The sequence below is a fragment of the Pantoea sp. GM_Pan_3 genome, assembly GCF_026541045.1.
GTDB classification, from domain to species: Bacteria; Pseudomonadota; Gammaproteobacteria; order Enterobacterales; family Enterobacteriaceae; genus Pantoea; species Pantoea anthophila.
Genome location: NZ_JALNVA010000001.1, coordinates 603899 through 625567 on the forward strand (window position 1 = coordinate 603899; position 21669 = coordinate 625567).

A 21669-nucleotide genomic window follows, 5' to 3' on the forward strand; every position below is an offset into this window, starting at 1 on the left:
GGATGGCGGTTTTTGCGTCTTTGCGGAGGGCGTTTGCTCCCTGAGCCTGCGGTACAAAGCAGCTATACGGGCAGCATCAGACTGCCCGCCTGACCTGACTTAGCGCGGGGACGGAATCGCCGTTCCCCAGTTGCGCCAATCCTTCGGCGCTTCATCCTGCAGCAGGAAATGTTTATCCGGCGTCGCCTGCGGCGCCAGCGGCACCGTTGGCGGGGTGGCAAACTGGATGCCGCCGCGAATAAACTGCTGGAAGGTGCCGGTTTTCACCACGCCGCCAATCAGACCGAAGTCGAGATTGTAGCCGGACGCCAGCCAGAACACCGAGTTATTCCGCACCAGATGCTGATACTTCTTGCTGATACGCAGGGCAATCTGCACGCGATCCGCCATATTGCCCAGCGACGTGCCGGTCACGGTGCCCACTTCCACGCCGCGGAACAGCACCGGGGTGCCCAGCGACAGGGAACCGGCTTCGGTGGCATCAACGTAAATATTCAGGCCATTCAGGTAGCGCGAATCGGTAATGGTGCTCTCCTGCAGCTCAAAGGTGCGCACGGCACCGCCTTTGCCCGGGTCCACGTTTACGTAAGGCTGCAACAGCGTTTCCAGATGATTCACCCCCGTTGCGGAAATCTCTGGAGAGACCACCGAGAAACGGCTGCCGAGGCGGGCAAAATCATCCACATATTCGGGATAGAGCACCGCTTTGGCGACGACCTGATTGTTATCTTTACTGAGCGAAAGCGACTCCACCTGGCCGACATTGATGCCCAGGTAACGAATTGGCATCCCGGCTGAGAGCTTGCTGGCGTCATAGGTGTGCAGGGTAATCTGACTGCCCACCGCACGGGCGGCGGTTTCAGACGGGTAGAGCACACGCTTGACCCCTTTGGCCGACTTCGCACCGGTCATGTTGTCGAAGCTGATGGCACCTTTCAGCGCCCGGTTAAGCGGCGATGCCTGAACTGTCAGGCCGCTGCCGTTAAGACTGACGCGGGCGCCGCCCTCGGCCCAGAAGACGCTTTCGCTGGTCAGCAGCTTGCGATACTCCGGCTGGATGTGCACCGCGATATCAAAGGCGTCAGCGCGCGGCGTGACTTTCACAATCTCACCGACCTGAAACTTGCGGTACAGCACTACCGAACCCGCCTGCACGTCAGGCAGACTGTTGGCGGTCAGCGTCAGGGTGGTGGAGGGGCCATCACCGGTAATGCCTTCTTCCGCTTTTTCCGCATCGGCAAACAGCGGATAGGCGGTTTTCGGCTCGCCTTTCCTGCCCGGCTCCAGCCGGATGCCACCATCGACCCATTCACGGGCGCTGGCACCTAACACCTGCATTCCGTCGAGACCAAATTTCACATCGAGCCGGCTGTTGACGATAAATTTGCTGTCCCCGTGCACCAGGCTGCGATGCTCAGGATTCACCGCGACCACAAAATTGACGCCATTCTCATCCAGAGAGCGCGACATCACCTGACCGATCTGCATGCCGTGCAGCATCAGCGGCTGCCCCTGATCGATACCGTAGCTCTCCGGCGCACTCAGTCTGACCGTCAGCACGTTAGGTTTCTGCAGCAGTGTCTCATTTGACGCCAGCACGGTGTAATGCTGCTGCGGCTCACCTTCGCCGGGAACCAGTTCCAGCGTGTTACCGGTCAGCAGCGCACTGAGGCTGGTATCGGTCAGGCTGATTTTCGGGCTGTGCATCTCAATGCGGGTGCCGCTGCGCATCAGACCGACCACCGACGGATCAATCGTCAGCTCGCCGGTCACCTTGCCGCCATCCTGCAGGTTGAGCTTAGTCAGCGTGCCGACCTCCAGTCCCTGATAGATCAGCGGCGTGCTGCCCGCTTTAAGGTTATTGCCGTTGGGCAGATCCAGGGTAATCAGCACGCCGCGCTGACTGTGCGCCAGGTCAGGATAGAGCCGGTAGTTCTGCTCCGCTTTGGCCTCTCCGGCATTTTCCGGGGAGTCAAAGGCAATCGCGCCATTCACCAGCGCCGCCAGGCTCTCCAGCTGCACTTTGGCACCGCTCAGGCTGACGTCAGCATTGACGCCGGAGACGTTCCAGAAGCGACTGTTGGTTTTCACCAGATGGGTGAAGCGGCGGTCAATCAGCACATCAATCGCCACCCCGTCGGATTTGCTGTTGATGTTGTAGTCATAGACCCGGCCGACCGGAATCTTGCGGTAGTAGACCAGCGAACCGGTGTTGAGCGAGCCGAGATCGGGGGCATGCAGATGGATCAGCAGTTCGCCGGTGTTCACCCGATATTTCGGCTGGGTATCGAGGGCGGTAAAGGCCTCGCTGGGTTTCCCTTTGCCGGGCATCATCCCGATATAGTTACCGCCGACCAGCGCATCCAGTCCCGACACGCCAGCCAGTGAGGCTTTCGGCGTCACCAGCCAGAACTGGGTGTCTTCGCGCAGCGCGTCGCGCATATCGCTCTTGATACTGGCTTTGATCTGAATGCGGCGATAGTCGTCGCTGAGATTAATGCCCTGCACGGTGCCCACTTCCACACCCTGATAACGGATCGGGGTACGGCCCGGCACAATCCCATCCGCCGTCTGGAAATTGATGGTGATGGTGGTGCCGCGCTCCTGGTAGTTGGTCCAGAGCAGCCAGCAGGCGATCAGCATCGCAATAATCGGCAGCAGCCAGAAGGGCGAAACTTTACGCTTATTGCGCAGCGTGGCGTTAGTCGGTGTAGTCGGCGTTTCCTGTTGCATGTGCATCCCAGAGCAGGCGGCTGTCCAGCCACTCAACAGACATAATGGTCAGGATAACGGCGGCGCCAAAAAAGAGCGCCGCCGGTCCCATGGTAAAAGCCAGCAGCTGATCGCGATTGACCAGCGACATGGTTAACGAAATGACAAACAGATCCAGCATTGACCAGCGGCCAACCCAGGTGACAAACCGCAGTAACCGGATGCGGGTGCGCAGCCCCTGTTCACAGCGGAAATGGATGCTGAGCAGCAGAGTCAGCATCACCAGCACTTTGGTAAAGGGCACCAGAATACTGGCGATAAACACAATCGCGGCGACTGGCACATTGCCTTCACCCAGCGACAGAATGCCCGAGAAGATAGTGTCTTCACGCCGTGAACCGTTGAGGTACACCACGGAAATAGGCAGCAGGTTCGCCGGGATCAGCAGCACAATCGAGGCAATCAGCGCCGCCCAGGATTTTTGCAGGCTGTGGCGGCGACGGAAGTCGAGCGGCGTGTGACAGCGCGGGCATCGCCCCCGTTCGTCCGGCAGGCCGGTATGGTGACAGTTCAGACAGACCTGCATCTCGTCACGCGCCATATTGCCGGGCTGCTGCGGGTAGAAATGCTCCCACAGCTGCTCCATATTGAGATGGATCAGCGTCAGCACGCTCAGCACCGTCAGGGCGATGTAAGCCGCCAGCCCATACCCAATCTCCAGCGAAGCATAGTCCTGCACCTTAATCGACGCCACGGCAATGCCGATCAGGTAGATATCGAGCATCACCCACTCTTTCAGCTTCTCCAGCATCAGCAGCACAGGCCGCAGGTTCATGCCCAGCCGGTGACCGATACCGAGATAGCAGATGCCGGCCACCAGGGTGATCGGCGCGCCCAGGGTGCAGAAGGCCACCATTGACGCCGTCAGGACATCCCCCTGCTGCGTCATCTGAATCACGCCCTCCAGCACGCTGGCATTGATGCGCATACCCAGCAGACGGATATCCACCAGCGGCAGGGAAAACGCAAACGGCATCAGCACCATCATGGTGGCGGCCATAGCCATCAGACGTGTCATCGACCAGTCGTGACCGCTGACTATCCGGGCGTTGCAGCGCGGACAGTAGGCCGCCTGATGCGATTTCACATCCGGTAAGGAAAAAAGGGTATCGCATTGCGGGCAACGCTGATAACGTGCGTGAGGCAATGTCTGGCTGATAGCGTGAATTTTCATAGGGTGGTGCAATTTTCGCTCGTCAGAAGTAACAGATATCGGTCATTAAGACATTGTCTGTGTGCCTGTCTCGGGCATCACGCTTCGATCCACAGAATGCTAAGGTTATAGTAACTAACGCTATGATTCACCTTGTCGCTCTGGATAATTAAAACTTATTTTTAACGAACGGTCTCAATAAACCCGTTCAGATGTCATTGGTAACGGTTGAATAATGAACAAAACTGCCTTTTACGCCGATCTAAATCGCGATATGCGAGCCCTGCTGGCGGGCGAAACGGCGTTTCTCGCCGCGATGGGAAACTTTAGCGCGCTGCTGTATGAACGTCTCGATGGCGTGAACTGGGCAGGTTTCTACCTGCTGACGGAAGCCGATACGCTGGTGCTGGGCCCGTTCCAGGGCAAAATCGCCTGTGTGCGCATTCCGGTCGGTAAAGGTGTGTGTGGCACGACGCTGGCAGAAGAGAAAGTGCAACGCGTGGATGATGTGCATGCCTTCCCGGGCCACATCGCCTGCGACGCTGCCAGCAACGCTGAGATTGTGATTCCTCTGAAAGTGAATGGCACTGTGGTTGGGGTGCTGGACATCGACAGCGTGGATTACAATCGTTTTGACAGCGATGACGAATCAGGGCTGGTCACACTGACTGATGGGCTTTGTGAAGTGCTTGCGAACAGCGACTTAGAAAAATATCTGCAGCTGACGCGCAGCTAATCGACTGGATCACATGGCATTTAGCGATGTTGTCATTATAATGTCGCCTGTTCATGCCTGCGCTGGTCGGCAAACCCGTTGTAATCAGGAAATTTCATGGAAAATCAACCTAAGTTGAATAGCAGTAAAGAAGTCATCACTTTTCTGGCGGAGCGCTTTCCGCACTGCTTTAGCGCTGAAGGTGAAGCGCGTCCGCTCAAAATCGGTATCTTTCAGGATCTGGTCGAGCGTGTTCAGGGCGAAATGAGCCTGAGCAAAACACAGCTGCGTTCCGCGCTGCGTCTTTATACGTCGAGCTGGCGTTATCTCTACGGCATCAAAGCCGGTGCTATCCGTGTCGATCTCGACGGTAACGCCTGTGGCGTGCTGGATGAGCAGCACGTCGAGCATGCGCGTAAGCAGCTTGAAGAAGCGAAAGCGCGTGTGCAGGCACAGCGCGATCAGCAACGTGCCGCCCGTCGTGAAGCGGGTGAAAGCGAAGAGGGCGCGGCACCGCGTCGCGCGCGCAAGCCTGCTGCACGTAAGCCTGCCGAGGGCGACGCCGCACGCAAACCGCGTCCGCAGACTGCTGCACCGCGTGCGACCGCCTCACAGCATCGCAAACCAGCCCCACGTCCGGAGCAGGAAGCCCGACCCATCACTGATACCTCAACTTTGCAACCCGGCCAGAGTATTAAAGTTAAAGCAGGCAAAAGTGCGATGGACGCTACCGTTCTTGAAGTATCGAAAGACGGCGTTCGGGTCCAGCTCGCTTCCGGCATGGCAATGATTGTGCGCGCAGAACACTTGCAGTTCTGAAACGGAGGCTAACCCCGGCATGAACACCCTTTTCAAAGTTGGACTTATTGCGGGCCTGCTGTTAGCAGGCCCAACGTTCGGCGCGGAGAATATCACCCGCGCCGATCAGATCCCCCAGCTTCACGAAGACCCGCAGGACCCGACGGTCAGTGAGCGCGTCACCTCACGCTTCACCCGTTCCCACTACCGCCAGTTCGACCTGGATCAGAACTTTTCAGCGAAGATTTTCGATCGCTATCTGAACATGCTCGACTACAGCCACAACGTGCTGCTGGCGTCGGATGTGGCGCAGTTTGCCAGCAAAAAAACCACCGTCGGCGATGAGCTGCGCAGTGGCAAGCTGGACCTCTTTTACGATCTCTATAATCTGGCGCAGAAACGCCGTTTTGAGCGCTATCAGTATGCGCTGACGGTGCTGGCGCGTCCGATGAACTTCAGCGGCAATGACACCATCGACATTGACCGTGGCAAGGCTCCCTGGCCGAAAGATGAAGCCGAGCTGAATGCTCTGTGGGATGCCAAGGTCAAATATGACCAGCTGAGCCTGAAGCTGGCGGGTAAAACCGACCAGGAGATTCGCGACGTTCTGACCAAGCGTTATAACTTCGCGATTCGCCGTCTCGCCCAGAGCAACGGTGAGGACGTTTTCCAGCTGGTGATGAACGCCTTTGCCCGCGAAATCGATCCGCACACCAGCTACCTGTCGCCACGTAACACCGAGCAGTTCAACACCGAGATGAGCCTGTCTCTGGAAGGGATCGGTGCCGTGCTGCAGATGGATGACGACTACACCGTCATCAACTCGATGGTTGCGGGTGGACCGGCAGCGAAAAGTAAATCCATCACGGTGGGCGATCGCATCGTCGGCGTCGGTCAGCCCGGCAAGCCGATGGAAGATGTGATCGGCTGGCGTCTGGATGACGTGGTGGCGAAAATCAAAGGACCAAAAGGCAGCAAAGTGCGCCTTGAGATCCTGCCAGCCGGTAAGGGCACCAAAACCCGCACCGTGACGCTGACGCGTGAGAAAATCCGTCTGGAAGATCGCGCCGTCAAAATGAGCATCAAGAATGTCGGTAAACAGAAAGTGGGCGTGCTCGACATTCCTGGTTTCTATGTCGGTCTCACCGATGACGTGAAGGTTCAGCTGCAGAAGCTGCAGAAGCAGAACGTTGACAGCGTCGTGATCGATCTGCGGACCAACGGCGGCGGTGCGCTGACCGAAGCGGTATCGCTCTCCGGTCTGTTTATTCCGAGTGGTCCGGTTGTTCAGGTGCGCGACAACAATGGTCGGGTGCGTGAAGACAGCGACAACGACGGCGTGGTCTACTACAAAGGGCCGCTGGTGGTGCTGGTTGACCGTTTCAGCGCCTCCGCCTCTGAGATCTTCGCTGCGGCGATGCAGGATTACGGGCGTGCAGTGATCGTCGGCGAGCCGACCTTCGGGAAGGGCACCGTGCAGCAGTATCGCTCTCTGAACCGCATCTACGATCAGATGCTGCGTCCGGAGTGGCCGGCGTTAGGCTCCGTTTCCTATACCATTCAGAAGTTCTACCGGATTAACGGTGGCAGTACACAGCGTAAAGGCGTCACGCCCGATCTGCTGATGCCAACCGGGGTGGAAGCGGCTGAAACCGGTGAGAAGTTCGAAGATAACGCACTGCCGTGGGACAGCATCAAAGCGGCGACCTACGTCAAAACCGGCGACGTCAAACCGTTGGTGGCGCAGCTGACGAAGCAGCACGCTGAACGTATTGCCCAGGATCGTGAGTTCCAGTACATCATGAAGGACATTGCGCGTTTCAATGCCCTGAAAGATAAACGCAACATTGTGTCGCTCAACCTTGCTCAGCGCGAGAAAGAGAATCACGAAGATGATGCGTTACGTCTGGAGCGTATCAACGCGCGTTATCAGGCCGAAGGCAAAAAACCGCTGAAAAACCTGGACGAGCTGCCGAAAGATTATAAAGAGCCCGATCCTTACCTCGATGAGACGGTGAAGATTGCGAACGATCTGGCGCAGCTGGAGAAATCCCAGCCGGAAGCGCCCGCGGCGAAATAACCCGCGGCTATGAGAAAAAGCACCGCCTGGCGGTGCTTTTTTTTGCCTGCGGGAGGGCCATTACGCCGTAATCATTAGCCGCTGTAATCGTGCCAGCGTGACGGTCGGCGCAGCAGGCGTGACAAAATGTAAAGTTATGTCTTTTTAGGCACTTAAACGTTAAGGTCGCTTGAAAAGCGGCCCAATGCACATAGGATATCTATCCGCGTATAGGCGCGTGAACTACTGAGGAAGATTAACGATTATGATGCGTATTGCTCTTTTCCTGATGACCAACCTGGCTGTGATGTTGGTATTCGGGCTGATTCTCAGCCTGACAGGGATCCAGTCAAGCAGTGTCCAGGGCCTGATGATCATGGCAGGCCTGTTTGGCTTCGGCGGTGCGTTTGTTTCACTGCTGATGTCGAAGTGGATGGCACTGCGATCGGTGGGTGGTGAAGTGATTGAACAGCCGCGCAATGAAACGGAGCGCTGGCTGATGGAGACGATCGGCCGTCAGGCTCAACAGGCGGGCATTGCGATGCCACAGGTCGCGATCTATCACGCGCCTGACATCAACGCCTTTGCCACGGGTGCACGTCGTAACGCCTCGCTGGTGGCGGTTTCAACCGGTCTGCTGCAGAACATGAGCCGCGATGAGGCTGAAGCGGTTCTGGCGCACGAAGTGTCGCATATCGCGAACGGCGACATGATCACCATGACCCTGATTCAGGGTGTGGTGAACACCTTCGTGATTTTCGTGTCCCGTATTCTGGCGCAGATCGCGGCGGGCTTCATGTCCGGCAACCGTGACGATGGCGAAGAGAGCAGCAACGGCAACCCGCTGGTCTATTTTGCGGTGTCGATGGTGCTGGAGCTGGTATTCGGTATTCTTGCCAGCATCATCACCATGTGGTTCTCCCGTCACCGCGAGTTCCACGCCGATGCCGGTTCCGCGAAGCTGGTCGGCCGTGAGAAGATGATTGCCGCGCTGCAGCGTCTGAAAACCAGCTATGAACCGCAGGAGCCGAGCAGCATGATGGCGTTCTGCATCAACGGCAAAGGCAAGTCGTTCAGCGAGCTGTTTATGTCGCATCCCCCGCTGGACAAGCGTATTGAAGCCCTGCGCAGCGGCCAGTATCTGAAATAGCCCTGAGCGGCATAAAAAAGGCGACCCCCGGGTCGCCTTTTCTTTTTCTGCCCTCAGGCGCGGTTCTGCGTCATCCGTGACACGCTGACCAGCGCCGCCACGGCGGCAAAACTGCCCGCCAGCAGTAGCGAGGCGTGCGTGCCTTGCTCATCAAACAGATTAAACATCAGCGCGACCAGCGCGGCACCCGCACTCTGACCCAGCAGACGCGCGGTACCCAGCATGCCGCTGGCACCGCCGCTGCGATGACGGGGCGCTGACGTGACAATGGTATGGTTGTTGGGCGACTGAAACAGCCCGAAACCGGCACCGCACAGCATCATGCGCCAGATGATATCGCCGTCGCCGGGATTAACCGGCAGCCAGGCAAGCAGAAACAGCCCCAGCGCGAACATCGCCAGACCGATGCCCCCCAGCAGCCCGGCGTGCACCCGCCCAATCAGCCGGCCGGCAATCGGCGCAAACACCATGGTGGCCAGCGGCCAGGGCGTCAGGAGTAAACCGGTGGCCACCTCATCACGCTGCAGGACGTTTTGCAGAAAGAAGGGCAGCGACACCATGGCGAGCATCTGCGCGCAGAACGAACAGACCGACGTCCCCATCGACAGGCTGAAAATCGGGATACGCAGCAGGTCAACCGGTAACAGCGGCACCGTCATCGCGAGCTGGCGACGGATGAAGAACCACCCGACAACCAGCAGCCCGATTACTTCCGACAGCACCAGCAGGTGACTCTGACCCTGCGCAAAACCGCTCAATGCGGAAATGATCAGCCCAAAGAACAGGGCGTTCATGATGGCGCTGGGCACATCAAATTTCTGCGTAGTGGCTTTCTGCGGATTATCGGGCAGCGTCCGCAGCGCCAGCCAGAGTGCCACGGCACCCAGCGGGACGTTAATCAGAAACAGCCATTTCCAGCTCGCCACCGACAGAATGGCGGCCGCCACCGTCGGGCCCGCCGCCGTCGAAACCGCCACCACCAGCGAGTTGATGGCCATACCGCGCCCCAGATAGCGCTGCGGATAGATAATGCGTATCAGGGCGGTATTGACGCTCATCAGTGCCGCGCCGCCCAGACCCTGCAGAACGCGGGCGCAGGTCAGCATGGTGAGTGAGGTGGAGAAGGCGCAGAAGACCGACGTCACAATAAACAGCGCCAGCCCTGTCTGATACACGCGACGATAGCCCAGCATGTCACCGAGGAAGGAGAGCGACAGCAGCGAGACGATAATCGCGATCTGATAGGCGTTCACTATCCAGATGGACTGCGCCGGGCTGGCGTTCAGTTCACGTGAGATGGTGGGCAGCGCCACGTTGGCGATCGCGCCATCTAATACCGCCATCGTGAGTCCGAGCGCGATGGTGATAATTGCCATATAGCGCTGAGTGCCGGGTAAACCATCCTGAGGAGGGGAGAGTGTCATAGGTTAATTACTAAAGAGGGTGAATATCATCATGCTAATGAAGTTGACGCGAAATTGCAGCGTCCGGAGGTGAAAAAGATCGCGTGACCGGCGACACCGGGGTGAAACCATTGCCGCTTTCCGCTGCGGCACTCTATACTGGCGTTCCGTCTTATTTTTGTAACTGATTGAACAAGGTGCGCGATGTCCTCTGCTGAAAATGGCAAACAGCCCGATTCCGTCTCCTCCGTGCTGAAAGTGTTTGGCATTTTGCAGGCGCTGGGTGAAGAGCGCGACCACAGCATCACTGAGCTGGCGCAGCGCGTGATGATGTCAAAAAGCACGGTCTACCGTTTTCTGCAAACCATGAAAACGCTGGGCTATGTCACCCAGGAAGGTGAGAGCGAAAAGTACTCCCTGACGCTCAAACTGTTCGAGCTGGGGGCGAAAGCGCTGCAGAATGTCGATTTGATCCGCAGCGCGGATCTGCAGATGCGGGAGCTGTCGCGTCTGACCCGTGAGACCGTGCATCTGGGCGCGCTGGAAGAGGAGAGCATTGTCTACATCCATAAAATCGACTCGCTCTATAACCTGCGCATGTATTCGCGCATTGGTCGCCGCAATCCGCTCTATTCCACCGCGATTGGCAAGGTGCTGCTCGCCTGGCGCGACCGGGAGGAAACGGAAGAGATTCTGCGGCAGGTAGAGTTCAGACGCAGCACGCCGAATACGCTGATGAGCGCGGAAGCTCTGCTGGCGGCGCTGGACGAGGTGAAGGCGCAGGGTTATGGCGAAGATAATGAAGAGCAGGAGGAGGGGTTACGCTGCCTCGCGGTGCCGGTCTTTGATCGCTTCGGGGTGGTGATTGCCGGCCTCAGCCTCTCTTTCCCCACGATTCGTTTTTCAGAAGAGGCGCGTCAGGATTATGTGGAGATGCTGCAGCGGGCGGCGCGTACGATTTCCTCGGAAATGGGCTTTCACACCTATCCTTTCTGAACAGCGCGGGCCATGCGGCCCGCGCTTTCATCAGTTATCGATCACTTCTCCGCTTTTTTTCAGCAGCGGACAATCGGTTACGCCGACCACGCCGCTGTCCGTGTGCAGATACTGGGCGTTAATCACACCGCGTGCGGTAAGATAGCTGCACTGCAGGCCCAGTCCCGCTGCATTCTTAGTGCTGCCGGTTAACACGCCATAACCGGTAAAGAGCATCGCCAGCCAGATCACCGCCAGCAAGCCTACCATGCGAATAAACAGTTTCATTGTATCTCCTTGTGAAAGGTAACTCAGCGCTCCACCTGGTGCTGCCGGTCAGAATGATAGCAGCATGCCTGGCTTTTCGGCGGGAATCGATCAGAGATAACTGAAACGGCAAATTCTGCTTTGCCATTAACCCCATTATCTTTTGTGATGGCGACAGGTAGAATATGCGGTTGTCGTGTTCTGGCGTTTTCACTTTGTTTTATGAGGCAGTTATGAATGAGTTAGCCGCAAATCCGGGCCCCCTGGTCAGCTATGGCCTGCTGGTCATCATTTTGATTGTGGCGTTTATCGCCTGGTTCTTCGTTAATCGTGCCAGCGTTCGAGCCGGTGAGCAGATCCGTTTGCTGGAATCCCTGCTGGAAGAGCAGAAAAAACAGAATCAGCTGCTGCGTCGTCTGATTGAGCTGCAGCCCGGCGCGGAGAGTAAAAAACCCGAGGATGAGCGGGAGAAGCGCGACTTTATCCGGTTAATCCCGGAACGTTAATCAGAACAGAGAGGCGGGATGAGCGGGAAGAATCCGTGGTATGACAGCAGTAAAGCGCACCATACGCCAGAGGGCTTCCGTAACCCAGAGCCGGAAGAGCGTCAGCCTGGCGATCTCCGGCGCTGGCGTCGGGAGCGAAAAGCGCAGGGTCTTCCGATGCCACCGCAACAGGGTTATGACGCTTTTGTTGAAGAGTGGTGGCAACCCGCCGATCTCAGCGGCAGTGACGATCGCCTCTGGTGGCTGGGCCATGCCGCCGTGCTGTTGCGGCTCAATCAACGTTACATTCTGATCGATCCCGCCCTCTCATCCCGCGCCTCGCCGTTCTCTTTTGCCGGACCGCAGCGCAAAACCCCCGCGCCGCTCAGCATTGCCGACCTGCCGCATCTGGATGTCGTGCTGATTTCTCACAATCATTACGACCATCTGGATCGGCCGACGGTCAAAGCGATTGTCCGGCGTTTCCCGCAGGCCACCTTTGTTGTGCCGCTGGGCCTGGCTGCGTGGTGCCGCGCCCGGGGAGTGCAGCAGGTACATCAGGCTGACTGGTGGCAGCAGGTCAGGGTGGGCGATCTCTGTTTTGATGCGGTTCCGGCGCGTCACTGGAGTATGCGGTCGCCCCGCGATCGCAACCGTTCGCTCTGGTGCGGCTGGGTCGTACGTTCATCCTCCGTGCGCTTCTGGTTCTCCGGTGACAGTGGCTATAGCGACAGCCTGCTGGCGATCCCCGCCCGGCTTGGCCCCTTCAGCGTGACAGCCTTACCGATTGGCGCTTATGCACCGAAATGGTTCATGGCAGGCCAGCATATGGATCCCGATCAGGCCGTGGCACTCTGGCAGGCGGCGGGCAGACCGCTGACGCTGCCTATCCACTGGGGCGTATTTGAACTGGCTGATGAGGCACTGGATGCGCCTCCGCAGGAACTGGCTGCGGCACTGCGGCGGGCAGAGGAGGAGCAGGGCAGCTTCGCGCCCTGGCGAATAGGCGAAAGCCGCAGCCTGAATAATCCACCCCAGGAATAATCCTGGAGCCGGGGAAGACGGTTACACCGGCTTTTTTTAACAGAAATCTTTTTTTATCACATTGATGGTTAAATTTTTAATAAGCCGGATTCGCGCGGCTGCTTTTATTTGGAGCAGAGCGCAGGGCCGTTTCCTGTTTTTGGTGCAGGAGAGAAGATACCTGTACCAAATAAAAAGTGTCGTACAGGATTAACGTCAGGTTATTGCTGCTTCGCTTTCCTGTCGCTTCGCTTATCAATTCGCTTACTGCCATATTTGTGAAATATTAATTTCTTATGGTATCCATTGAGTTAGCCCGGACGAGAAGGCATCCGGAGGAAATGAACCTGCGGGTTCATTATATTTATGCCGGGTTTTAGCGCCGCGACAGAACAGGCTGTGTGAGCCTTCTGGCAATTGTGCGTGCTGCCTCTCTGAGACTTTAAAAATGGCTTGCCATTGTTTTTAGGATATGTGATAACAATTCGTGGGTTAAACGAGGTACAGTTCTGTTTATGCATGGCATCTTCAGTGAAGAAGTACGAGTAAAGACGTTGACGTTGAATACCGCTTCCTTGCCGAACCTTAATTAGTGCCTCATGCAGTAACGTCTCTGGTTTTTCTGTAAGACAGCCTTCGGGCTAAATAAACATCTAAAGGAATTTGCAAAATGGCAAAGATTAAAGGTCAGGTTAAGTGGTTCAACGAGTCTAAAGGTTTTGGTTTTATCACCCCTGCAGACGGCAGCAAAGATGTGTTCGTACACTTCTCTGCAATCCAGGGCAATGGTTTCAAAACCCTGGCTGAAGGCCAGAGCGTTGAGTTCGAAATTCAGGATGGCCAGAAAGGCCCGGCAGCTGTTAACGTCACTGCTATCTGATTCGACTCCGCCTCGGTGCATCGCACCCTGATATGGATTCTCAAAGCCCTGGCCGGTCGGCCGGGGCTTTCTTTATGCTTCCGATGCGTAAACGATAAGGTTACACTGCGCCGCGTTATCTGATGCCGGAGTCCCCTATGTCGTTGATTTGCCCGCTTTGCCACTCTCCTCTGACTTTCCATGCCCGCAGCTGGTCCTGCGAGAATCGCCATCAGTTTGATCAGGCGAAAGAGGGGTATGTCAATCTGCTGCCCGTTCAGCATAAACGGTCGCGTGAGCCAGGTGACAGTGCAGAGATGATGCAGGCTCGACGGGAATTTCTGCAGGCGGGCTACTATCAGCCGCTGCGTGAGCAGGTCGTCGCGCTGCTGCAACCGGTGCTGAACCTGCCGGAGAGCCAGATTCTGGATATCGGCTGTGGTGAAGGCTACTACACCGCTGCGCTGGCAGAGGCGGCAGGGGAAGGCGGACAGGTGTATGGCCTGGATGTGGCCAGAATGGCTATCCGCCTCGCCGCTAAGCGTTATCCCGCGGTGCGGTTCTGCGTGGCCTCCAGCCAGCGTCTGCCTTTTGCCGATGGCTCGCTGGATGCCGTGGTGCGGATTTACGCGCCCTGCAATGAAGCGGAACTGGCTCGCGTCCTGAAGCCCGGCGGCACGGTACTGACGGTAACGCCGGGACCGCATCATCTGCAGCAGTTCAAAGCCCTGATCTATCGCGACGTGCAGCTGCATACGGCAGAGCAGAAAACCTACCCGGGCTTCCGGCAGGTGGCGCAGCATACGCTGCGTTATCCGATGGCGCTGACGGGCGGGGCCGCAACGACCCTGCTGCAGATGACGCCTTTTGCGTGGCGGGCGCGGGAGGCGGTCTGGGAAACGCTGCAGCAGAGCGAGTCGTTCAGTTGTGATGCCGACTTTACCCTGACGCAGTGGCAGCGCGACTAGCGCGCCTCAACCAGCGTATTATAGATGCGCTCCAGGTCGTCGAGCTGCTGCACCGCAATCAGCAGCCGGCGTTGCTCCAGCTGAATGACCAGAATGCCATCCTCAGAGAGATTCATGCCCTGAATCCGCCGGTAATCAATCCAGACACCGGCATAAAATAACCCTTCGGCCTTCATCAGCAGCGTGGGCCTGCGCAGCCAGAAAAGCCAGAACGCCAGAAAGCTCAGCACCATCAGCAGGGTGGTGGTGAGCTGCGGGCCGTGATGGCTGATGTTGTTTCCCAGCAGAATCAGCAGCAGCCCGATGAAAATCAGGCTGTCGATTTTGTGCCGTCGCTGCAGGGCGACCCGCAAGCGGACAGGCCCGCGTCGACGCGGCAGAATCACCTCGTCATAAAGGGCGAACAGCAGCAGGGCGGCAATGCAGAGCGCGATAAGCGCATCAGTTAATGACATAACATCTGGCCTCAAACGGGGTGAGCTCAGCCGGTTGTGGCTCAGCTCACTTCGCTTAAAAGCCGGGCGCCAGCGCGCCCGGCCGGGTGCGATTACAGACCGAGCAGGCCGATCCAGTAACCAAAAATACCGATGGCAAAGAAGCCGACGATAATCCACAGCGCGTTGACCTTACGGCGCAACAGCCACATACAGCCGAAGGTCAGCAGCAGCGGCACGATGCCTGGCATCAGCTGATCGAGGATCGACTGCACCGTGGTAACGGTGGTCTTACCGGTGGAGTCGGTGATACGCGACACCACCAGCGGGATGTTGACGTGCGTCCACTTGTTCACCAGCGCGCCCATCACAAACAGGCCCAGAATCGAGGCGCCCTCCGTGAGTTTCTGCAGGAATCCGCCGCCCATATCGCTGACGATATCGATCCCTTTGCGATAGCCATACGCCACGCCGTAGTAGCGGGTCAGCAGGCGCGCCAGGTTAAACAGCACAAAGAACAGCAGAGGGCCCAGCAGGCTGCCGCTCATCGCGATGCCGGCACCCAGCGCGGCAAACACCGGACGCACGGTGCCCCAGAAGATCGGGTCGCCGACACCCGCCAGCGGGCCCATCAGACCGACTTTCAGGCCGTTGATGGCACCGTCGTCGATAGGCGCGCCGTTGGCACGCTGCTCCTCCATCGCCATGGTAACGCCGAGCACCGGCGCGGCCACATAAGGGTGGGTGTTGAAGAACTCCAGATGGCGCTTGATTGCCTGCCTGCGCTCATCATTATTCTCCGGATAGAGACGGCGGATCACCGGCACCATTGAGAAGCAGAAGCCCAGCGCCTGCATACGTTCAAAGTTCCACGATCCCTGAAACAGGTTCGAGCGCATAAAGACGGCGCGAACGTCACCGGGTGTCAGTTTCTTTTCGACTTTCGTAATATCAACCATGTGATCACCTGTTCCTTAATCGAGTTCGTTATCAAGATCGTTCGCGGTCGCCGGGCCGGAAGGAGCCCCCGCTACACGGTTGTATTTCGGGCTGAGCTGAATGTAGAGCACCGCCATCACCACGCCAATGACCCCCAGCGCCACCAGGTTAAAGTTGGTAAAGGCCGCGGTGACAAAGCCGAGATAGAAGAAGGGCATCAGGTAGCCCGCGCGCATCATGTTGATAACCATGGCGTAACCGACCACCACAATCATGCCGCCCGCGATATTCAGACCATTGGTGACCACCTCAGGGATCGAACTGAGCAGGGCGTGAACCGCACTGGTGCCGACGGAGATCGCCACGATCAGTGCCGGGATAGCGATACGCATCGCCTGCAGCAGCAGGGCAGAGACATGGATCCAGGAGATAGCGGTGAGGTTGCCTTTCTCTGCGGCTTTGTCCGCGGCATGCTGGAAGGCGACAGTCAGGGTTCGTACGATGATGGTCAGCACCTGTCCGGCTGCGGCCAGCGGGATGGCCAGCGCGATACCGGCTCCCACACTCTGACCGCCTGCGATCACCAGAATGGTAGAGATGATGGAGGCGAGAGCGGCATCAGGGGCCACGGCGGCACCGATGTTCATCCAGCCCAGCGCAATCATCTCCAGCGTCCCGCCGATGATAATGCCGGTTTTCATATCTCCCAGCACGATACCAATCAGGGTACAGGCCACCAGCGGACGGTGAAACTGGAACTCATCCAGAATCGATCCCATGCCGGCAATACAGGCAACAATAAAAATCAGAATAATTTGTAGCGAGGTTATTTCCATCATACTTCTTGTCCTCAGCAGGATAGCGAAAATGAGCCCGGAAACGCAGGCGCAGCAGCTCTTCTGTTACGCGTTTACTTTCGCAATCAGATCCATCATTCTCAGTTTCTGATCGCTGGAAACCTTACGCACTTCCAGTTCGATATGGCGTTCATTCAGTTTGCGGAAGGCGGCGATATCTTTTTCATCCACCGAAACCGCATTGTTGACCTGGGTTTTTCCCTGACGGAACGCCATCCCGCCGATGTTGACGGTCCTGATATCGACACCCTGTTCCACCACGCGCAGAACGTCGGTGGGGTTGGTAAACAGCAGCATCACCCGATCCTGACCATACTTCGGGTTATTCCACACCCGAACCATCTTATCGACATCGACCACATGCGCCGTCACGCCGGGCGGCGCAACCTGCGTCAGCAGGGTTTTGCGGACGTGATCCTTTGCCACCTCATCGCTGACCACAATAATGCGCTGAACGTTCGTCTCTTTGGTCCAGCGCGTCGCGACCTGGCCGTGGATCAGGCGATCATCGATACGCGCCAGCCCGATCTTCATATGGTCGCCGGGGGCCATCGGCGTAGCCGGCTGTGCGGGCGCAGCCGGTTTCACGGCGGCGGGCGCGGGTGCCTCCTCTTTGGCTTTCAGCGCTTTAACGCCTTCACGGCCGGTCTCAACCGCTACCGCCACCAGCTCGCCGAGCGTCGGGTTGTCATCGCGCGCCATCAGCGTTTCGACCAGCATCGGGATATTGACCCCGGCGATGACCTCATACTGCGGTTTATCCACCACGATACGGCTGGCCGCATTAAACGGACTGCCACCCCAGGTATCGACTAAAAAGAGTACCCCCTGCGTCGTATCCAGTTTTGCCAGCTGCGTTTCATATTTTTCGATCAGTGTTTCTGCATTTTCACCCGGCACAAAGTCTATCCAGCCGACGTTCTCCTGCTCACCTAACAGCATTTCTGCCGTTTTAAGCAGTTGTTCCGCTGCCCAGCCGTGAGTACCAATTACAATCGCAATGGTCACGTGCTACCTCCGTTCACTAAAGAAGCTCATCTGAGTAAATGGCCCTGTCAGAATCGTTTCGGTTATTTTTAACAGGGTGCTGGCGATGACTGGCTGAGCGCCAGAAATCATCGGTTAACACCGTTAAGGCGGTTAGGTCGCGATTTATTTTAGTGATCGAAAAAATAAATTTTGTGACATTGGTCAGTTATTTACCCCCCGGCAGAACGAGTGAATCGTTTTATGCATACGATCAACCTCATTGCAGATTGTAAAAATAAGAAAATTTTTTGACGCCATTTACCGACCTGATACATTAGCCTTCTGTTTATTACTCAGGAGTGTCGGGCTTCAGCCCACCTTTATGGATCGTCACCGACGTCGCTTAATCTGTTCTTTGCGCCTGCTGGCGCGTCACCTTTCGCCTGACGGCGTTTTCTCTGTTTTCCCGACGACCCGGATGTCACGCCTCGCTGCGCCGCCAGACACCGGCTTACTCTTTTCCCTGTTCAGGAGTCATAAATAATGGAATTTTTATTCGACCCCTCAATCTGGGCGGGTTTACTGACGCTTGTCGTACTGGAAATCGTCCTGGGCATCGATAACCTGGTGTTTATTGCCATTCTGGCCGACAAACTGCCGCCGAAGCAGCGTGATAAAGCGCGCCTGATCGGCCTGTCGCTGGCGCTGGTGATGCGTCTGGGTCTGCTCTCGCTGATCTCCTGGATGGTTACGCTTACCACGCCGCTCTTCAGCGTCGGCGGTTTCAGCTTTGCCGGTCGTGATTTAATCCTGCTGGCCGGGGGCCTGTTCCTGCTGTTCAAAGCGACCATGGAGCTGCACGAAAGGCTGGAGAACCGTCAGCTCGAGGGCGGCGGGAACCGCGGTTATGCCAGTTTCTGGGCCGTGGTGACACAGATTGTGGTACTGGACGCGGTCTTCTCACTGGATGCCGTTATCACCGCCGTGGGTATGGTGAACCACCTGCCGGTGATGATGACCGCCGTGGTGATTGCGATGGGTGTGATGCTGCTGGCGTCCAAGCCATTAACCAACTTCGTTAACGCGCATCCGACGGTGGTGGTGCTCTGCCTGAGCTTCCTGCTGATGATCGGTCTGTCGCTGGTGGCTGAAGGCTTTGGTTTCCATATTCCGAAAGGCTACCTCTATGCGGCGATTGGCTTCTCAATCCTGATTGAGCTGTTCAACCAGATTGCACGCCGGAACTTTATCCGCCATCAGTCAAACCGGCCGATGCGTGAGCGCACCGCAGAGGCGATTCTGCGCCTGATGGGCGGTCGCAACCGCGCGCAGACGGCGAGCAGCAGCAATGCAGGCAGCAGCGAAGAGTCTGCGCTGGCCGAGGCGATGCCGCAGGAAGCCTTTAAAGATGAAGAGCGCTTCATGATTAATGGCGTACTGACGCTGGCGTCCCGCTCGATTCGCAGCATCATGACGCCGCGCGGCGAGATCTCCTGGGTCGATGCGAACCGTCCGCTGGATGAGATTCGCGATCAGCTGCTGGATACGCCTCACAGCCTCTTCCCGGTCTGCCGGGGCGAGCTGGATGAAATTATCGGTGTGGTGCGGGCGAAAGAGCTGCTGGTGGCGCTGGAGCATGGCGTGGATGTGGCGACGTTTGCAGCGAATACGCCCACCATCGTGGTGCCTGAAACGCTGGACCCGATTAACCTGCTTGGCGTGCTGCGTCGTGCACGTGGCAGCTTCGTCATCGTCACCAATGAGTTTGGCGTCGTGCAGGGGCTGATTACGCCGCTGGACGTGCTGGAAGCGATTGCGGGTGAATTCCCGGATGAAGATGAAACGCCGGAGATCGTGGCTGATGGGGATGGCTGGTTAGTGAAGGGCGGCACCGATCTGCACTCGCTGCAGCAGCTGCTCGACTTCCATGAACTGGTCGATCCGACCGAAGATCACGCCTCGCTGGCGGGTCTGCTGATTGCGCAGAAAGGGCAGTTGCCGCTTCCGGGCGACGTGATCGATATCAGCCCGCTGCACTTTCAGATTATCGAAGCGACCGACTACCGTATCGATCTGGTGCGCGTTACCAAAGATAAGCCACACGATGAGGATGAAGAGGCGTAACGCTTTTCGATGCGCGGTCTGTTACTGATTCCGCGCTGACTCTCTCCGACAGCCGCTGCCTGACCGCCGCGGCTGTTTTTTTTATTGGTGCGGCAAAGCGCCAGGGCACATCGCTTCCGACGCGTCCGGTTATGAGGGCTGCCGCACCTCCAGCCGGTGCTGCGTCAGCCAGGCCGGAAAGTCCTCCAGCGGCATCGGGCGGGCGAAATAGTAGCCCTGCAGATGATCCACCCCGCGTTCGCACAGGTAGGCGGCCTGCTCAGCCGTTTCTACTCCCTCGGCCACCAGGCTGATGTTCAGGCGCTGCGCCAGGGAAATCACCATATCCGTCACCGTCGCGTTGATCGCGTCCGTGCCGATGGCCGCCGTGAATATCTTGTCGATCTTCAGCACGTCAGGCTGCAAATCCTTCAGATAGGAGAGTGAGCTGTGACCGGTGCCAAAGTCGTCAATTGCCAGTCGCACGCCGATCTCGTGCAGTTGCGCAATCACCGACTGATCGACCACCGGCAGGGCATCCCGCTCGGTCAGCTCGACCACCAGTTTCGGCACCGGATTGGCGGGCCACCAGAGGTTCTGCAGATCCTGCAGGATGGCACGGTCCCGGAAATGGCTGGCAGCGACGTTGATAGCGATATGGAAGTCGCGGTCATCCGGTAACTGGGGTAACTGCCTGACAACCTCATTCAGCACAAAGCGGGTCAGCGGCTTAATCAGGTTCTGACGTTCGGCCAGCGGGATGAACACATCCGGTGCAATCCAGCCCTGGCGGGGGTTATGCCAGCGCAGCAGCAGCTCAATGCCGTCGCACTCGCCGCTGCTGCTGTTGATCAGCGGCTGACAGTAGACCATAAACTCATTAGCCGTGATGCCATAACTGATTTGCCAGCTCAGGCTCATCCGGTTTGCGGTCGCCAGCCAGACAATGTAGCCCATCAGCAGACTGAGCAGCAGCGCCAGCGGCAGTTGCGAGGGCAGGGTTGCCAGCGCCAGTCGGGTCGGTGAGGGGCCATAGAGCGTCAGAGTAAAGGGGTAACGCAGCGAGCCCTGCTCATAGCTCACCTCATCTTCCGAGGGTACGGTCGGCTCAATAAGGGGATTACCATACTCCAGACTCTGGCCGTTAACGTTGAACACGGCACGTTCCACCCAGGGCAGCTGCGGTTCGAGCACATAGTTGCTCATCATCTCGATGTTAATTACCTGCAGAATCCCGGCGCGGTTATCGAGGCTTCTGGGGGTCCACAGCAGCAGAACCGGCGAGCCTTTCAGCAGGTATTGGTCGGTGGACAGGGTCATGCGCTGGTTGTTAAAAGCTAAATCGGGGTAGGTCTGGCTGAAGGGGATGGCGCGAGGCCCGTAAATACTGGAGCAGTAGATGCTGTCGTTATCCACCAGCAGAATCGCCCGGACGGTCTGCAGGGAAGAGATTTTTTCAATCAGCGGAAAGCGAACGTCCTGACAGGGGACGCCGACCAGACCCAACGTGTTATTGGCGGATACCTCCAGCGGCGAGAACATCCGGTCAAAGCGCATAATCGCTTTGTCGGCAAAATCCATTGCCTGCTGCTCAATACGTGACTTCTCTTCGATATAGCGAAAGGCCAGCGTGAGTATCAGCACTACGGTGGCGATTGACAGTGCAATAAGCAAACGCTTTCGTCTGAATTGTCCAACAAATTGCTGGGCCATATACATCAGTATCCACCTTCCCTAAAG

The 21669-nt window shown here is 57.4% G+C and carries 19 protein-coding genes; 10 read left to right on the plus strand and 9 right to left on the minus strand.

The features are described 5' to 3' along the window. Window positions 1–99 precede the first annotated feature (99 nt). Both OXR04_RS02775 and yebS read right to left on the minus strand, forming a co-directional pair. Complete coding sequence (locus OXR04_RS02775) at window positions 100–2733, minus strand: PqiB family protein (RefSeq protein WP_267369194.1); 2634 nt, start codon at window positions 2731–2733, stop codon at window positions 100–102. Next, window positions 2702–3946, minus strand: a complete 1245-nt coding sequence (gene yebS / locus OXR04_RS02780) for a membrane integrity lipid transport subunit YebS (RefSeq protein ID WP_009089797.1) — start codon at window positions 3944–3946, stop codon at window positions 2702–2704. Before yebS ends, OXR04_RS02775 begins: the two co-directional genes overlap by 32 nt. 214 nt (window positions 3947–4160) lie before the next feature. Between yebS and OXR04_RS02785 the strand changes: the two genes are divergently transcribed. The 4 genes from OXR04_RS02785 to htpX all read left to right on the plus strand — a co-directional run bounded on the left by OXR04_RS02785 (window position 4161) and on the right by htpX (window position 8647). Further along, window positions 4161–4661, plus strand: coding sequence for a GAF domain-containing protein (locus OXR04_RS02785; protein WP_267369195.1), 501 nt, complete (start codon window positions 4161–4163; stop codon window positions 4659–4661). A gap of 96 nt (window positions 4662–4757) precedes the next feature. Continuing rightward, window positions 4758–5459, plus strand: coding sequence for an RNA chaperone ProQ (gene proQ / locus OXR04_RS02790; RefSeq protein ID WP_009089801.1), 702 nt, complete (start codon window positions 4758–4760; stop codon window positions 5457–5459). Between the two features lie 19 nt (window positions 5460–5478). Further along, a complete protein-coding gene (prc, locus tag OXR04_RS02795; RefSeq protein ID WP_009089803.1) occupies window positions 5479–7518 on the plus strand; it encodes a carboxy terminal-processing peptidase in 2040 nt (679 codons plus the stop codon). 244 nt (window positions 7519–7762) lie between these two features. Then, window positions 7763–8647 (plus strand): protease HtpX, encoded by an 885-nt coding sequence (gene htpX, locus OXR04_RS02800; protein WP_009089804.1) that lies wholly within the window; start codon window positions 7763–7765, stop codon window positions 8645–8647. Between the two features lie 53 nt (window positions 8648–8700). Here the strand turns inward: htpX and OXR04_RS02805 are convergent, their stop codons facing one another. Continuing rightward, window positions 8701–10071: an MFS transporter gene (locus tag OXR04_RS02805; RefSeq protein WP_267369196.1), complete on the minus strand. Its 1371-nt coding sequence runs from the start codon at window positions 10069–10071 to the stop codon at window positions 8701–8703. A gap of 183 nt (window positions 10072–10254) precedes the next feature. Here OXR04_RS02805 and kdgR point away from each other — a divergent pair, with 183 nt between their 5' ends. Then, window positions 10255–11046 carry a DNA-binding transcriptional regulator KdgR gene (kdgR, locus tag OXR04_RS02810; RefSeq protein ID WP_267369197.1) on the plus strand — a complete coding sequence of 264 codons (792 nt, stop codon included), beginning with the start codon at window positions 10255–10257 and terminating at the stop codon, window positions 11044–11046. Window positions 11047–11076: 30 nt separating this feature from the next. On the opposite strand, the gene OXR04_RS02815 is transcribed toward kdgR, so the two are convergent. Beyond that, on the minus strand, window positions 11077–11313 hold the full coding sequence (locus tag OXR04_RS02815; protein WP_009089809.1) for a YobH family protein: 237 nt from the start codon (window positions 11311–11313) through the stop codon (window positions 11077–11079). A 212-nt stretch (window positions 11314–11525) separates the two neighbouring features. Between OXR04_RS02815 and OXR04_RS02820 the strand changes: the two genes are divergently transcribed. From OXR04_RS02820 to rlmA, 4 genes are all read left to right on the plus strand, one after another. Next, complete coding sequence (locus tag OXR04_RS02820) at window positions 11526–11798, plus strand: YebO family protein (RefSeq protein WP_009089811.1); 273 nt, start codon at window positions 11526–11528, stop codon at window positions 11796–11798. Window positions 11799–11816: 18 nt separating this feature from the next. After that, on the plus strand, window positions 11817–12821 hold the full coding sequence (locus OXR04_RS02825; RefSeq protein WP_150029506.1) for an MBL fold metallo-hydrolase: 1005 nt from the start codon (window positions 11817–11819) through the stop codon (window positions 12819–12821). 649 nt (window positions 12822–13470) lie between these two features. Next, on the plus strand, window positions 13471–13680 hold the full coding sequence (gene cspE / locus OXR04_RS02830; protein WP_003852684.1) for a transcription antiterminator/RNA stability regulator CspE: 210 nt from the start codon (window positions 13471–13473) through the stop codon (window positions 13678–13680). A gap of 137 nt (window positions 13681–13817) precedes the next feature. Further along, window positions 13818–14627 carry a 23S rRNA (guanine(745)-N(1))-methyltransferase gene (gene rlmA / locus OXR04_RS02835; RefSeq protein WP_265139193.1) on the plus strand — a complete coding sequence of 270 codons (810 nt, stop codon included), beginning with the start codon at window positions 13818–13820 and terminating at the stop codon, window positions 14625–14627. Here rlmA and OXR04_RS02840 read toward each other — a convergent pair. From OXR04_RS02840 to manX, 4 genes are all read right to left on the minus strand, one after another. Continuing rightward, on the minus strand, window positions 14624–15082 hold the full coding sequence (locus OXR04_RS02840) for a DUF986 family protein (RefSeq protein ID WP_009089817.1): 459 nt from the start codon (window positions 15080–15082) through the stop codon (window positions 14624–14626). The two genes, rlmA and OXR04_RS02840, sit on opposite strands and share 4 nt — an antisense overlap. Window positions 15083–15174: 92 nt before the next feature. Next, window positions 15175–16020: a PTS mannose transporter subunit IID gene (locus OXR04_RS02845; protein WP_009089819.1), complete on the minus strand. Its 846-nt coding sequence runs from the start codon at window positions 16018–16020 to the stop codon at window positions 15175–15177. Between the two features lie 15 nt (window positions 16021–16035). Next, window positions 16036–16836 carry a PTS mannose/fructose/sorbose transporter subunit IIC gene (locus tag OXR04_RS02850; RefSeq protein ID WP_009089820.1) on the minus strand — a complete coding sequence of 267 codons (801 nt, stop codon included), beginning with the start codon at window positions 16834–16836 and terminating at the stop codon, window positions 16036–16038. 66 nt (window positions 16837–16902) lie between these two features. Beyond that, window positions 16903–17865: a PTS mannose transporter subunit IIAB gene (manX, locus tag OXR04_RS02855; RefSeq protein ID WP_267369198.1), complete on the minus strand. Its 963-nt coding sequence runs from the start codon at window positions 17863–17865 to the stop codon at window positions 16903–16905. Between the two features lie 504 nt (window positions 17866–18369). On the opposite strand from manX, the gene OXR04_RS02860 reads away from it, so the two are divergent. Then, window positions 18370–19950: a TerC family protein gene (locus OXR04_RS02860; protein ID WP_046101951.1), complete on the plus strand. Its 1581-nt coding sequence runs from the start codon at window positions 18370–18372 to the stop codon at window positions 19948–19950. A gap of 129 nt (window positions 19951–20079) precedes the next feature. Here OXR04_RS02860 and OXR04_RS02865 read toward each other — a convergent pair whose 3' ends face one another. Beyond that, window positions 20080–21648, minus strand: a complete 1569-nt coding sequence (locus OXR04_RS02865; protein ID WP_058957301.1) for a cyclic diguanylate phosphodiesterase — start codon at window positions 21646–21648, stop codon at window positions 20080–20082. Window positions 21649–21669: the final 21 nt, after the last annotated feature.

Excerpts from the sequence above, each read along its gene's own strand:
- OXR04_RS02775 (WP_267369194.1), bottom strand. The coding sequence starts at position 2,733 with ATGCAACAGGAAACGCCGACTACACCGACTAACGCCACGCTGCGCAAT.
- kdgR (WP_267369197.1), top strand. The coding sequence starts at position 10,255 with ATGTCCTCTGCTGAAAATGGCAAACAGCCCGATTCCGTCTCCTCCGTG.
- OXR04_RS02785 (WP_267369195.1), top strand. The coding sequence starts at position 4,161 with ATGAACAAAACTGCCTTTTACGCCGATCTAAATCGCGATATGCGAGCC.
- OXR04_RS02860 (WP_046101951.1), top strand. The coding sequence starts at position 18,370 with ATGGAATTTTTATTCGACCCCTCAATCTGGGCGGGTTTACTGACGCTT.
- OXR04_RS02865 (WP_058957301.1), bottom strand. The coding sequence starts at position 21,648 with ATGTATATGGCCCAGCAATTTGTTGGACAATTCAGACGAAAGCGTTTG.
- rlmA (WP_265139193.1), top strand. The coding sequence starts at position 13,818 with ATGTCGTTGATTTGCCCGCTTTGCCACTCTCCTCTGACTTTCCATGCC.
- OXR04_RS02850 (WP_009089820.1), bottom strand. The coding sequence starts at position 16,836 with ATGGAAATAACCTCGCTACAAATTATTCTGATTTTTATTGTTGCCTGT.
- OXR04_RS02845 (WP_009089819.1), bottom strand. The coding sequence starts at position 16,020 with ATGGTTGATATTACGAAAGTCGAAAAGAAACTGACACCCGGTGACGTT.
- htpX (WP_009089804.1), top strand. The coding sequence starts at position 7,763 with ATGATGCGTATTGCTCTTTTCCTGATGACCAACCTGGCTGTGATGTTG.
- yebS (WP_009089797.1), bottom strand. The coding sequence starts at position 3,946 with ATGAAAATTCACGCTATCAGCCAGACATTGCCTCACGCACGTTATCAG.
- prc (WP_009089803.1), top strand. The coding sequence starts at position 5,479 with ATGAACACCCTTTTCAAAGTTGGACTTATTGCGGGCCTGCTGTTAGCA.
- OXR04_RS02820 (WP_009089811.1), top strand. The coding sequence starts at position 11,526 with ATGAATGAGTTAGCCGCAAATCCGGGCCCCCTGGTCAGCTATGGCCTG.
- proQ (WP_009089801.1), top strand. The coding sequence starts at position 4,758 with ATGGAAAATCAACCTAAGTTGAATAGCAGTAAAGAAGTCATCACTTTT.
- OXR04_RS02805 (WP_267369196.1), bottom strand. The coding sequence starts at position 10,071 with ATGACACTCTCCCCTCCTCAGGATGGTTTACCCGGCACTCAGCGCTAT.
- OXR04_RS02825 (WP_150029506.1), top strand. The coding sequence starts at position 11,817 with ATGAGCGGGAAGAATCCGTGGTATGACAGCAGTAAAGCGCACCATACG.
- OXR04_RS02815 (WP_009089809.1), bottom strand. The coding sequence starts at position 11,313 with ATGAAACTGTTTATTCGCATGGTAGGCTTGCTGGCGGTGATCTGGCTG.
- OXR04_RS02840 (WP_009089817.1), bottom strand. The coding sequence starts at position 15,082 with ATGTCATTAACTGATGCGCTTATCGCGCTCTGCATTGCCGCCCTGCTG.
- cspE (WP_003852684.1), top strand. The coding sequence starts at position 13,471 with ATGGCAAAGATTAAAGGTCAGGTTAAGTGGTTCAACGAGTCTAAAGGT.